This is a genomic window from Culicoidibacter larvae (assembly GCF_005771635.1).
Classification (GTDB): Bacteria; Bacillota_I; Bacilli_A; order Culicoidibacterales; family Culicoidibacteraceae; genus Culicoidibacter; species Culicoidibacter larvae.
This window is the reverse complement of the sequence record NZ_VBWP01000011.1, coordinates 12,776-26,031: the sequence shown is the minus strand read 5'-3', so window position 1 is coordinate 26,031 and position 13,256 is coordinate 12,776. Positions and strand designations below refer to the sequence as shown.

Annotated in this window: 16 protein-coding genes; 1 reads left to right on the top strand and 15 read right to left on the bottom strand. The window is 39.2% G+C overall.

All coding sequences use genetic code 11. The annotated features are described in order from the left end of the window. The 5 genes from FEZ08_RS10595 to FEZ08_RS10575 form a co-directional block, all read right to left on the bottom strand. Window positions 1-321, bottom strand: a complete 321-nt coding sequence (locus FEZ08_RS10595) for an NIPSNAP family protein (RefSeq protein WP_138192172.1) — start codon at window positions 319-321, stop codon at window positions 1-3. 80 nt (window positions 322-401) lie between these two features. Next, the gene (locus tag FEZ08_RS10590; RefSeq protein WP_138192170.1) at window positions 402-1,073 is read right to left on the bottom strand and encodes a response regulator transcription factor; all 672 of its coding nucleotides are present in this window, start codon (window positions 1,071-1,073) and stop codon (window positions 402-404) included. Window positions 1,074-1,079: 6 nt separating this feature from the next. Then, window positions 1,080-3,239: an ATP-dependent helicase gene (locus FEZ08_RS10585; RefSeq protein WP_138192168.1), complete on the bottom strand. Its 2,160-nt coding sequence runs from the start codon at window positions 3,237-3,239 to the stop codon at window positions 1,080-1,082. 80 nt (window positions 3,240-3,319) lie between these two features. Next, window positions 3,320-4,279, bottom strand: coding sequence for an HD domain-containing protein (locus tag FEZ08_RS10580; RefSeq protein ID WP_199288079.1), 960 nt, complete (start codon window positions 4,277-4,279; stop codon window positions 3,320-3,322). A 10-nt stretch (window positions 4,280-4,289) separates the two neighbouring features. Beyond that, window positions 4,290-5,450: an MraY family glycosyltransferase gene (locus FEZ08_RS10575; RefSeq protein WP_138192166.1), complete on the bottom strand. Its 1,161-nt coding sequence runs from the start codon at window positions 5,448-5,450 to the stop codon at window positions 4,290-4,292. Between the two features lie 213 nt (window positions 5,451-5,663). Here FEZ08_RS10575 and FEZ08_RS10570 point away from each other — a divergent pair, with 213 nt between their 5' ends. Next, the gene (locus FEZ08_RS10570; RefSeq protein WP_138192164.1) at window positions 5,664-6,401 is read left to right on the top strand and encodes a class I SAM-dependent methyltransferase; all 738 of its coding nucleotides are present in this window, start codon (window positions 5,664-5,666) and stop codon (window positions 6,399-6,401) included. A 32-nt stretch (window positions 6,402-6,433) separates the two neighbouring features. Here FEZ08_RS10570 and FEZ08_RS10565 read toward each other — a convergent pair whose 3' ends face one another. The 10 genes from FEZ08_RS10565 to FEZ08_RS10520 all read right to left on the bottom strand — a co-directional run bounded on the left by FEZ08_RS10565 (window position 6,434) and on the right by FEZ08_RS10520 (window position 13,185). Beyond that, complete coding sequence (locus FEZ08_RS10565) at window positions 6,434-6,838, bottom strand: hypothetical protein (RefSeq protein WP_138192162.1); 405 nt, start codon at window positions 6,836-6,838, stop codon at window positions 6,434-6,436. Window positions 6,839-7,018: 180 nt separating this feature from the next. Then, window positions 7,019-7,996, bottom strand: coding sequence for an alpha/beta hydrolase (locus FEZ08_RS10560; protein WP_199288078.1), 978 nt, complete (start codon window positions 7,994-7,996; stop codon window positions 7,019-7,021). 89 nt (window positions 7,997-8,085) lie between these two features. Next, window positions 8,086-8,892: a hypothetical protein gene (locus tag FEZ08_RS10555; protein WP_138192160.1), complete on the bottom strand. Its 807-nt coding sequence runs from the start codon at window positions 8,890-8,892 to the stop codon at window positions 8,086-8,088. Window positions 8,893-9,009: 117 nt separating this feature from the next. Next, on the bottom strand, window positions 9,010-9,489 hold the full coding sequence (locus tag FEZ08_RS10550; protein WP_138192158.1) for a GNAT family N-acetyltransferase: 480 nt from the start codon (window positions 9,487-9,489) through the stop codon (window positions 9,010-9,012). Between the two features lie 15 nt (window positions 9,490-9,504). Continuing rightward, window positions 9,505-10,215 (bottom strand): B3/B4 domain-containing protein, encoded by a 711-nt coding sequence (locus FEZ08_RS10545; RefSeq protein ID WP_138192156.1) that lies wholly within the window; start codon window positions 10,213-10,215, stop codon window positions 9,505-9,507. A 17-nt stretch (window positions 10,216-10,232) separates the two neighbouring features. Beyond that, window positions 10,233-10,745 (bottom strand): GNAT family N-acetyltransferase, encoded by a 513-nt coding sequence (locus FEZ08_RS10540; RefSeq protein ID WP_138192154.1) that lies wholly within the window; start codon window positions 10,743-10,745, stop codon window positions 10,233-10,235. Between the two features lie 15 nt (window positions 10,746-10,760). Beyond that, on the bottom strand, window positions 10,761-11,213 hold the full coding sequence (locus tag FEZ08_RS10535; protein WP_138192152.1) for a MarR family winged helix-turn-helix transcriptional regulator: 453 nt from the start codon (window positions 11,211-11,213) through the stop codon (window positions 10,761-10,763). Between the two features lie 110 nt (window positions 11,214-11,323). Beyond that, window positions 11,324-11,812, bottom strand: a complete 489-nt coding sequence (locus FEZ08_RS10530; RefSeq protein ID WP_138192150.1) for an ASCH domain-containing protein — start codon at window positions 11,810-11,812, stop codon at window positions 11,324-11,326. A gap of 78 nt (window positions 11,813-11,890) precedes the next feature. Then, on the bottom strand, window positions 11,891-12,616 hold the full coding sequence (locus FEZ08_RS10525) for a 6-phosphogluconolactonase (RefSeq protein WP_138192148.1): 726 nt from the start codon (window positions 12,614-12,616) through the stop codon (window positions 11,891-11,893). Window positions 12,617-12,738: 122 nt separating this feature from the next. Continuing rightward, window positions 12,739-13,185: a hypothetical protein gene (locus tag FEZ08_RS10520; RefSeq protein ID WP_138192146.1), complete on the bottom strand. Its 447-nt coding sequence runs from the start codon at window positions 13,183-13,185 to the stop codon at window positions 12,739-12,741. Window positions 13,186-13,256: the final 71 nt, after the last annotated feature.

Genomic DNA, 13,256 nt, shown 5'->3' with positions numbered 1-13,256 from the left:
TCAACCACACATTTGTTTCAAAAAATCCGTTTCATCCAATACCACTGTAGTTGAAAGTTTAATACGACTTACAATTTTATTTCGCACTTCACTTCGCCACGCTGCTGAATCATAAAAATCTGATAACACTTGCTTGTATGCAAAGCTATCAGCAAATCGCCTAACCAAAATATAATTATCACTATCTGCAAGAGAGTTTGCAGCATAAACTACATCAATATTCCACTGTTTATGTAATGGCAAACTTTCCGAAATCATAATTTCATGAAAGTCAGAACCTTGATTTTCATACAACTGATACATTAGAATTTCGTATATCATTCAATCACCTCACACATACTATTATAAGATTATCAATATACAAAAAACCGTCATCTTAATAAGATGACGGTTTTCCCTTTTTAATCAACGTAGTATCCAACACTGCGCACGGTGCGGATATAGTCTTTCCCTAGTTTCATACGAATATAGCGGACATATACATCCACGCTATTGGTATCGTCATGGAAGTCTTCACCCCATGCCTCTTCCATAATTTTTTGGCGTGAACATGCACTGCCTTTATTATGAATCAAGAATAACAATAACTCATACTCTTTACGAGTTAAGTGTTTTTCTTCATCATCAATGAAAATTTGGTAAGTACTAGTATTAATAGTAATATCTTTATATGTCAGCATTGCTCCTTCATGGGTCAATTCTTTAATTCGACGTAACATTGCGCGTATATGTGCCATTAATAAATTAATTTCAAATGGTTTACGTAATAATAAATCCGCTCCGGCATCTAAAGTTTCAATTTCATCAGCATCAGTCATATTTTCTGAAAACATAATTGCTAAAGCAACATCACCTTGAGCAGCGCGGAATTTTTTCAATACATCCACACCTTGTAATTCTCCCGGAAGATCCGAATCTAAAATAATCATGTTGTAATTTGTTTCAGCAATCTTTTCAAGCGCAGCATTGCCTTCAACTACTTTTTCAACAACAAAGCCTTGAAAGGTCAATTCCAATTCAATAAATCGGGCTAGGTTTGTCTCATCCTCCACTATTAATACGCGTTTGTTCATTTAATATTACTCCTTTATCTTAAGAAATTGATGTGACACCACAATCGTTTTAATTCCATGGGGTTTTGCAAATGCAATTGTGCCTAAATCACCATCTAAACTCACTATTATTCCATCACCATATTTGTTATGGGTGACTTTTTGACCGGTTTTAAAATCAGTGCTTACTTCTATATTCTGTATTCTATCATTTTTCTTGAAAGTTTCCAATGGTTTTTGTATTATTCTTTCATTTTTGTATTGGTTTCCTTCCCAAAGTCCAGCTTCATTAAGGAATAACGATGGTACTTTAGTCATTTTGGAAATAAAGTTATAACCCGCTGATGCGGTAATGTATAATTGCTTCTTAGCCCTTGTCATTGCTACATATGCGAGCCGTCGCTCTTCTTCAATATTACCTTCTTCAAGCGAACGTTTTGACGGAAAGACAGCGTCATTCATACCATAAATAAAAACATAATCAAATTCTAATCCTTTGGCGCTATGTACCGTCATTAAGGTTACACCATCATCATTTTGATCATCATCCTGGCTAGTATATAATGCTATATCCTGCAAATAAGCAGCTAACTTAGAAGTGTCATCATCACTCTCTTGGGTATCCAGTTCTTTCAGCGATGTTTCTAAAGCGTTAATGTTCTCAACCCGCGATTGATTTTGCGGATCTGCTGTCAACATGTCCTTATATCCACTTCTTTGGTATACTTCAGCAAAAATATCAGCAAGTGACTTGGTTGCTTGGAGCTCATGCAGCTCTATAATAACCTCAGCAAACTCACTCAAGGCTTTGCGTACCTTCGGCGTGAAGCCCAAAGCATCAATATTAGCCAAACATTCAAATCGTGAGCAATTATTTGCCTCAGCATAATCAGCAAGCACTGACATCGCTTTTGGACCAATGCCACGTTTTGGTTCATTAACAACCCGGTTAAAAGCTAAATCATCATTTGGATTATGGATTAAACGTAAGTATGAAATCATATCTTTGATTTCTTTACGTTCATAAAATCGAATATCGCCATAAATCCGGTATGGTATATGGGCATCAATTAAAGTCGTCTCCAATATTCGAGATAAGTAGTTTGAGCGATACAACACGGCAATATCATTTAAAATACCATTACCATGTTCAGCAAGCAACTGGTCAATGGTATGCGCAACATATTGCGCCTCCTGAGTATCGTCAGCTGCTTCAAAAAAACTAACTGCCTCACCCATACCATGATGCGCCTGTAAGTCTTTCTTCACTCGGTCACGGTTATGCTCAATCAACTTATTCGCCGCATTTAAAATTGATTGCGTTGAACGGTAGTTGCGATCCAAAATGATTGTCTGAACGCCTTTAAAGTACTGTTCAAAGTCGAGAATAATTTTCGGATCAGCGCCACGCCAGCCATAAATTGCCTGGTCAGGATCACCAACAATACATAAGTTTTCATGCATACCGCTTAACATCTTAACAATTTCAAATTGAATACCATTGGTATCTTGAAACTCGTCCACGTGAATATATTTAAATTTACGTTGATACTGTGCTAATACTTCAGCATTTTCTTTTAAAAGTTTATAAGTAAATAACAGTAAGTCATCAAAATCCAAAACTTTCTGAGCAGTCAAATACTTCACATACGCCTTATATATGGACGCCAGCTTCACTTCCAAAGGAAATGTTGCGCTTGCCTCAGCGTCTTTAGGATTAATTAAATCCATCTTACTGTTTGATATATGACTTAAAGCAAAATTATATGGTATTTCCTTAATATCAATATGTAATTCCGCATAAATATTTTTTAATACCTGCTTTTGGTCGTCACTATCTAAAATAATAAAATCACGCGGATAACCCAAAGCATCAATATTCATTCGTAAAATCCGGGCACAAAGTGCATGATAAGTCATAATCCAGATACTGCGGCTATCATCCGGCAGCAAATGATCAATCCGCTCGCGCATCTCAGCTGCTGCTTTATTGGTAAAGGTAATTGCTAAAATCTCACTTGGCCATGCCTTGTGTTCTTCCACAATATATGCAACCCGGTGCGTCAATACTCTGGTCTTCCCCGAACCGGCACCGGCAATAACCCGTACATAGCCCTCTGTTGTTGAAACTGCCTGTTGCTGATTCGCATTTAATCCGTCTAAAAGACGATGTTTTGCATCACTCATTAATCCATATACTCCTTACTTCAAACAGAAAGAAATGTCTGCACGACGGCTCGACATCTCTTCAAATTTCTTCAATACAATTAGTTTTCTGATTTTGGTTTGTAGAACTGACGATTCTCCAAGGCAAAAATTCTTGGGGTGAAATCTCCGGGTGATGTCGCATCGAGCGCTCGATCCAACATCATCATACGGGCATCAATATTGTCGATATAATGAATAATCTCCGCTTCACGCATCATTGGCAATTTAGGACTGCCATATTCATATTTCCCGTGGTGGCTTAACACCAAATGCTCAAGAATCATCAATGATTCATTTTCAGCTTCACTATTTAAGCCAAGCTCATGAGCAACCACGTGAATTTCACTAACAATAATATTAATATGACCAATTAATTTTCCGACTGTAGTATATGTCGGCGAAACCGGTCCGGAAAGTTCAATTACTTTCCCTAAATCGTGTAAAATAATACCGGCATACAAATAAGAACGATTTAAACTCGGATATAAAGTTGCCATGGCATCAGCCAATTTAAGCATTGAATCAGTATGATAAGCAAGTCCGCTCATATATTCATGATGATTTTTACTGGCAGCTGGATGCGTATAAAACTGTTCACTATATTTACTAATCAGTTTTCTGGTAATGCGTTGCATTGTAGGATCTTCAACTAATAAAATATAGCGTTCAATCGACTCCTGCAACTCATTCTTCGCAACTGGTGCACTCTCAACAAACATTTCAATAGCTTGTGAATCAGCTTCGGTAATATTACTGATTTTTAATTGCATTTGATCACGATAAGTAACCTTTACCCCGGTAACATTAACAATTTTACCAATAAAGCCACCAATAATTTGTAATTGCTCCTCAGTAGCTTGCCAAACTTTACCCACAGTGCTTCCGGTACTATCTTGTAAATCAACATCTAAATAAATACCATTAGCTGCCGTCTTACTTGTTACATTTGCCACTAATGCATATAGCATTGTCACTTCAGTATTGTCTTTTAAATTTCGTAATTCTTGAATTTTAATCATAAGTTCCTCCTTATTTACTGGAATCGCGTCGCTTCTGTTCACGCTTACGCTGGTTGCGTAACTGCTGAATGCGGCGTCGATGCGCACGTTCCTCTTTCTGCTCAGCTGTTCCTATCTTCTGATAAACCTTGCCACCAATTGCCAGCAACGGTCTATACCTTGCATTAATCAACCCAAAATATTCAATAAATATTTCTCCGACAATTAATAAAATAATCAATAATATTGTTCCCCAGAACCGTGAAAATGAATACATAATTGCTGTTGACGAAAATAAAATATCAATTAAATAAATTAAAATAATTGCCATTCGCGGTGATTTAGTTGAATCCAATAAACGGTGATGCAAATGTCCTCGGTCCGGTGTCGCAAAAGACTGCTTTTTAATAACCCGGCGGACAATTGCAAACAGCGTATCCAATATTGGGATTGCCAAGATTACAATCGGTACCAAAAATGATGCAAAGGCAGCTTGTTTATAACCGTATACTGATAAAATCGCAATCATGAAGCCAAGGAACTGTGCCCCGGTATCACCCATGAAAATCTTAGCCGGTGGAAAGTTAAACACCAAGAATCCCGCCGTTGCTCCGGCTAAAATCATCGCCACCGTCGCAACCAGAGTTGCTCCGGCAAGAGAATTATCAAAAATTGCCAGCATACCGATAGTTACAAAACTAATGGTTGAAATTCCGGCTGCTAAACCATCTAACCCATCAATCAAATTAATCGCATTGGTAATCCCAACAATCCACACTACTGTAAAGATTTGTGCGAAAACCGGCGTAAATACTAACTGAAAATCTAAAAAGCCAATATCATAAACAACAAAGTTCCCAAAATAAACAACAATAACTGCGGCAATAACCTGCACTAAAAACTTCTGCCAAGCCTTAAGCGGTTTAATATCATCAAAAATACCCATTAGCACAATCATAATTGCCCCAACTAAAATAAAATCCATATTTTGATAATTAGCAGCAAAAAAAGTATAGCCAAATAAAAACGAGATAAAAATCGCTAATCCACCTAACCGCGGAATGACTGACTTATGAATTTTTCGCTCATTGGGATAATCTAATGCCCCAATATGTACTGCAATCCGTTGTACAAACGGTGTTGCCAGTGAACTTATAATAAAGCAAACACAAAAGAATGCCAAATATTGCATACAAGAAACCTCTATTCATAATTAGACTTTTCATTGCATCTATTATATCATAAGTGCCGTTTGATTAATAGATAAAATAAACAAGAGCAGCTCACCAAGGTGAGCCGCTCTTGCCAGCTTTCACAGCCTCGGCAATTCATCCTGCACCAATTGAAATTCTACCTAAAATTTGCTACACTGAACTTAGTATAAATACAGAAAGCAGTGAATTCAATGAAAGAAAATAAATATGATAATCCCGCCTTTTTTGATCAATACAGCAAAATGGAACGCTCAACCAAAGGTCTCGCCGCTGCTGGTGAATGGCATGTGCTGAAAACGATGCTCCCTGACTTTAACGGCAAACGCGTGCTTGATTTAGGCTGCGGCTTTGGCTGGCATTGTCAGTATGCCGCAGCCCACGGTGCCAAGTCGGTGCTTGGCATTGACCTTTCAGCAAATATGCTGAAAGAAGCGCAGCGGCTGACAACAGCGCCGCAAGTTGAATACCGACAAATGGCAATTGAAGATATTGATTTTCCTGCAGATAGTTTTGATATTGTAATCAGCTCACTGGCATTCCACTATGTGCAATCATTTGCCGATGTTGTTGCCAAAATCAAAACTGCACTCGTCGATGGCGGTCATTTTGTGTTCTCAGCGGAACACCCGATTTTCACTGCCCAAGGCACACAAGATTGGTATTATGATGAAAATCAGCAGCCGATGTTCTGGCCAGTTGATCGCTATTTTGATGAAAGTGTCCGTACTGCATCATTTCTTGGCGAAGCTGTACAAAAATATCACAAAACAATGAGTACTTATATCAACACTTTGTTGCAGCAAGGATTTGAGCTAACCGCAATTGCTGAGCCGGATCCGGATCCGGAATTGTTGAAAGTTCATCCGGAATATAAAGATGAATTACGGCGACCAATGTTTTTACTGCTCAGTGCCATTAATCATAAATAAAAAAGCGGCGATGCAAGCATCGCCGCTTTTCTTTATTCTCCCAATCGTAAGCGTAAATCGCAAACATATTGTTCCTGAATCTTTTTTAAATTCATGAAAAAGTATGAAAAAAATTCAATAATTGGATTTTTAATATCAATATATTCAGTAAACCGAATCATTGTTCCGCCATTTTCTGTCTCGCTGAACTCGCCTAACCACGAACCAATGAATCGCTCATTTTTCATATCAAAGGCATAAAATTCATGTGGCGTTTTATTGGTGATAGTAAACTCAGTTTTAAAACCTTCTTTAGTATACTCAATAAAAGTATGCTCACCGGTGATTTCAATACGTTCAAGATCGCTGCGCCAAACAAAATCCATATTATTGGTAACAACGTCCCAAACCGTCTGGATATTGGCTAAAAATTCTGCTGTAACTTCTGACTTTCGCATAATGTAACCTCCTTTTTACTATAAAAATTATATCATCTTTTGTTGATAAACAAAAGAGACAAAATTGTAAGACAATGATTTTGTGATAAAATACTTATCCCTATCTTAGTATGAAATTGCCTATCCGTCAATGGCAGAGACAAAAGAAAAATCGGTGCTCGTTAAGCGAGCGCCGATTTCCTATTTTTCATCAGTAAATTGTGGTGCGAAATAATGCTCAGCAGCATATTTATATTGCTCCAGCCAGCGTTTCGTTGCCAGTTTGCCAATCTCAGTATTGGCGCATAATTGATCAAAAGCATGGTAACAACCTTCATAAGTATCGACCGTCGCTTCAACTCCTGCCTGCTGCAGATCAGCAATATATTGCAGGGTCTCGTCATAGAAAGGTTCAATGGTACCAACAAAAGTATATGTCGGTGGCAAATTGCGATAATCATCAGCTCGTGCCGGCGCCGCATATGGCGGTGGCACCCTATCTGCACCATACGCTTCACCTAAATATAATTTCCAAGCTAACTCGTTGCTGCGAGCATCCCAAACCGGCGCCGTATTATCCTGCGCCGAAGCAGAATCATTACCATCATCCAGCATCGGATACATAGGCATTTGAAAAGCAACATTCACTTCACCGCGGTCACGCGCCAGCATCGTCAATGCTGCCGTCAATCCACCGCCGGCACTGCGACCAATAATGAATAACTGCTCATCATTAACACCTAACTCATCCGCATGCTGCTTCATCCAAAGCAATGCCAGATAGCAATCATCAATTGCTGCCGGATACGGCTTATCAATTGAAAGCGTATAATCTGGTGCAACAATCACACAATTATGCTGCTCAACCAACATCTGATAATAGCTCAAATCCATCTCCGGAACGCCGGTTGCATAACCACCGCCATGAATCCAAAGCACACCAGGAACTCCCTGAGCGCCTTGTAACGACTTATAAACACACAAACGCAGCAAACTGCCATCGCTTCGCTGCACACTCACCTCACTGCAATCAAGCAACTTAGAAGTTCTGCCCAGCATCACTTTTCTCGTCAACCACGCTGCCCCACGAAACATCGTCTCATTGCGAAAATTAAAAAGCCGCATACCGCGTCCTAAATTACGTACCTCATCGTTCATCATTTCATTGCTAACCCGCATAAACTACTCGCTCCTCATATATATAACAAGTATACCATATTTTGGTAAAAACTTAGCTAACGAACGGTCTCACGCGGAAAGACCGTTCGTTAGCCCAGGCTTTCCTCAGCAAACAAAAAGCGATTCAATCTATCAGTAATCCAAGGAGATTGCCGTTTGCCGCCATCAAAAGAAATGTAACCATCGCCCTTATACTGATACATAACACCCCACATGCCGGCATCATCACGAATATCAAGCAAGTACTGTTTCATCTTGGCAGTCGACTCATCATTGCTGTTTCCTGACAGCCAAGCAATCTCTGCCAACTCATTAATACTCAGCACATAAGAAGCCGGAAATGCCGTTTCCATAATGTGCTTACTAATCGGCTTGCCATTAGTAAGCCTAAAACAAAATTGATGCTGCTTAATAACTGCCATCCCGTTCTCAATCAGTTCAGCAACCCACGGTGCCGCTTTACTTGCCGTGCGCTGATACACTAACAACGCCTTTACCGTTTTAGCAACGCCAATATAGCATGGCGTTGCCTGCAAGCAACCGCCATACTTTAAAATTCCCCGGCCATCCCATTCGCTCATGCCGCCGTGCGCAAAAAATTGATACTGCCGAATCCAATTAACCGCAACCTCAACTTCCTCGCTATCAGCTAAACCTAACTTACACAAAGCCTCAAGTATCATCGCATTATAACATGGCACAATATCATCCCGCTTACCGGTAAACGAAAAACCAACCTCACAAAATAAATGCTCACGTACATAATCAATAACCTGTTGCGCATAAATCAATTCAAACGCATCATCAAGTTCCGATAAAGCAATTAATCGCCAAATATTATAGAGCGGCACCGGCTTCCATTCAGCCGTCAACCTTACCAGCAAGTCCTGATTCATATCGCCACCTCCGTCACTTTTTATTATACCAAAAATGCCGAAAAGGCGGGCGTCATAATAACGCCCGCCTTTTCGGTACCTCAATTTAGTCAGTACTATAATACAATATCGCTCACTTCATACCAGAGCCAATTTTAAAATAAACTCATGATCCAAACGAATATTATCAGCACCAAACTCCGGAATTTCCGGTTTCAGTTGGCGCGATGCATCAAGTGCATTAAAATTCACTCGAACCAAAGCAAAACCATAGCGCTGATAAAATTTCAATGCCCGAGTATTATCATTAGTTGTCAGCACCCAGACTTCATCGTAATGACTTTCTTTAGCAATCTGTATCGCGACATCCATAAGCATGCGGCCAACACCCTTATGCTCAATCAAACTATTAAAAGTCAAAATTTCAAATTTATCCTCAAGAATAATATACGTCAATATACCAGCAATCGCAGCACCATCGTACACTAACACAGCTCCATCAGCATCATGAACATCAACAAGCTGGCCGCGCAAAACCATCTTAGTATCACCCCAAAGTTCATCAACCAATTGAACCGCCAATGCTAAATCATCCTTAGCAAAAAGCTTCACTTCCATATCGGCACCTCGCTTCTACAAAACAATCTCCGGATTTTCAACACTCAACTGATATGTAACGCTCTCGACATTAAAGTAGCCATCAAGCAACTGTTTCATCTTCGCTGCCGCCTCGCGCGCTCGCATAGCCTGCTCGCGATTGATTGCCTCAATCACCAACACCGCATTCACTGTATCCTCAGTCAACATTGTCCGCTGCGCCTCACGCCAATTCAAACAACGGCAAATCGCTCCGGCATCATCATAATAGATAATTTCACCAGGCAATGCCGGCGCATCCGCATCCGCACCAAGTGGCAAAAAGCTTTCGCGACCCTGCGCTTTACCTAAACGTAAATCGCCCTCAATCGTATCAATATCCTCGCCACCACATGGCACTGCAAATTGCAACGAAACCGAATTATAAATATCCACCAAAGGATTAATCGGCCGAAACTCATGTCCCTGACTCGCTCGCTTCAATAACGCCTCAATTGATGCCCGCGCACCCTTCTTAGTCTTAAACTTAGAAAATGCCTCACGCCATTCTGCAACTACTCTATTTTGGCTGAAATTAGCATCGGTCAAATATTGACCGGCATCATTTGCGCCATCTGCAAGCAGAGCCGCAAAGTAATCATTCTTTGCCTCAACAACATGATTATCAATAGCCTTCACTACTAAAATCTGAATTTCCGCCTCAGGAAAAAGTTCCCAAAAAGCCGACTCAACAATAATCCTATTCATGACTAACAACTCCAAACCTAAATTTCTTTTGCCATAATCAAATCTGTTTGCTCATCATCAGCCATAAAAAACGAATGACTGCCAACAATAGCAAACCCCATTTGCTCATAAAAACTTTGGGCAGCTTTGTTGTCTTCCCAAACGCCAAGCCACATTGAGCTCTTGCCAAGTTCTTTGGCAATTGCTTCGGACTTTTCCATCAAATACTTACCTAAACCACGACGCTTAAATTCTGGCTTCACATAAATCCGCTCAACTTCAAGCGCATTATCAGCAATTGTTTCACTTTGCGCGGCTCCAACATTCAACTTCAAATAAGCCGCTAACCGTCCATCAACAAATAAAAAATAAAATTCTGATTCAGGATTTTGCAATTCACGTTCTAGCTTAGGAATATTATAAGCTTCCTCCAAATAAATCGCCATATTCTCTGCACTATTATATGGGTCAAAAGTATCTTTATAAGTTAAAACACTAATCTCCTGCAATACCGCAGCATCATTTACACTTAATTTCTTCAACTTCACTATAAATTTCGCTCCTTCTTAATATTCACGTTTATGGCCCTTCTTGACCAGTTCCCAGTCCACCTCAACATTTTCCCTCACCTTAACTAATAAATCGGCAAGTATCTCCGCTTCTTTAGTTGATAAGCCGGCTAGCACCACTTGATTAGAATAAATATTCTCACGAATAATAAATGGATATACTTCCAATGCCCGCTTAGTTGGAAATAACTTTCTGATTTTCCGGTTCTCACTATCACCGCGACGTTCAACAAAACCGCTTGCCTCTAATCGCTTTATCGCTCTGGCAGTTGTCGTGCGATCCACCATAATTAACTCGGCTAGTTTCTCTTGGATAATACCCGGATGTTCACAAATACGTACCAAATATACATACTGACCACGACTTAAATTAACATCTTTAAACTCAATATTACTAATTGAATCTAGGCCCCGGGCAATCTTCCCGATTTCACGCAAAATATTAGGCATCATCAAAACTCCTTTTTTGAGTTATTTCTATAATACATTATTTTTGTTGCATTTGCAACAAAAATAATTTTGGAAGAATGACAAGTTCCGAGGGAGGAACTTGCCTTCAGTCACAATCTAGCATTATCAATATCATACATACTTTCCTCCGTATAAACTACTTCGAAATCCTCAAAAACAACTTCCATATCCCAAGAAAATTCATAACCATACTGCTTACCCTCTTCAGTAAAAAAGTAAATATGATTACTTTGCCATGACTCAAGATGCTCATCTTCGCCTTCGCGTTTGCAAATATCAAAAGTCATATCTTTAAAAGCCATAAGCGCTACTTGCTTAGTTTGAATAACACAAAACGGCGTTCCCGCCCAATCAGTGATAATTGAAAAATCACCAGGTTTGGGCACCTCCTCGCCAATCGCTTCAAAATATGCCAAACTAGAACAAGTTGCTTTCTTTTTACCACTCAGCACTAATTGCAATAAATTATTGGCAGATTGCTCGTTGCTGCCAAAATAAAAACTCTCTAGATATTTTGTATCAGCACTGCGGTCAGTTTCATGCAAAAACTGTTGCCAATATTGTTCGATGCGCTCCATAATTACCCCTCCGTTACTATTTGAATTATAGCACAGAACCCGCCAAGACCCTAAGTCTTGGCGGGTTCAACTTTTCCCTTAAAGTTTTGCGTTAGCGATATCTTCTTCAGTTAATAACGAAGCCGCATCAGCATCAAGAATCAAAGTGAAATTATCAAGACAACGTAAAATTGTTGCCGGATAATGTGTTGAAATCGGTTGTGTCAACATATCTTTCACTGCCTGCGCCTTATTAGTACCATTAACAATCATAACTACTCGTCTGGTTTTAGCAACCATCTTAAATCCAAAAGTGACCATCCCGCTAAATGCATCAATACCATATTTTTTACGAGTTTCCTCATACCAATCATAATCCTTTGGCTCATACTTATAAATCAATTTATCAAACTGAGTTGAATCAGGAAAGTTAACACAAAAATGAGCATCCGCACCTAACCCTAAAACTGATAAATCCAAACCGCCGGCAGCTTCAATATCATGAATTTGTTTATAAATATCATTAACATCAATCAAATGAATATTTTCTTGCGGCACCATAAATGGATCGAAAATCTGTTCCTTCAACATACCAGCAACACTTTTTGGTGGATACGTTGATTCACCATGACTATAATAATGCACATTATGATAACGCTCAGGATCCTCCTGTACTTTCTTAGCAACCAGTTCATAAGCACCAACTGGTGAAACACCATCAGTAAAGTCAACATTCACTCGGCCTGGTTTCGACATCTCACTAATCATAATCATTGCTAAGGTTTCACTCAGCTTCTCATAAGAATTTTCAAGAATAATTTTCATAAATAACTTCCTTTCATTTGCTGTTTTTACATATTTTTATTATACCACTGTCACCAATTGAGATGATTTCTTATTGAGAAAATTTAACCCTGCCGGTTCCGCGGAACCGGCAGGGTTTTCCTTTACATATAATCAATTCCTAAAAGCGCAACGAGTTTCCTTCTTTGAAAACCAAACATACCATTCAACTTTAATCGCTCAACCACTCTGCCGCTGTTACGCTCCACAATAATCAAATTAACATAATACTTTTTAAATAAATCCGTAAGCGGTCGTTGAGTAAAAGATTGGTCGATAGCCTCCTGAACAATTTTAAAAGTATAGTCAGTATTGTAATACTCTTTGTTCTCATAGACAATCTTCCCAGCAGAAACTTCTATTCTGTTTCTAAGCGCTACAATAAATACGGTTCCAAATATTAAAAAGCCGAACATCGAAAAAACACCAATTCGACCACCATTCCCGGCTAGTAAACTCAATAAATTCATTAGTGAAATCACACCTAAAGTGCAAAACAACACTAACATTCCAATCACTAACTTAGGACTTAGAAAAAACTTCTTACTCATTTTGTACTATCACCCCTATTTTACTCATTATATCATTTTAAAAAACAAATAAAAGCAGCTTCCTCGGAAGC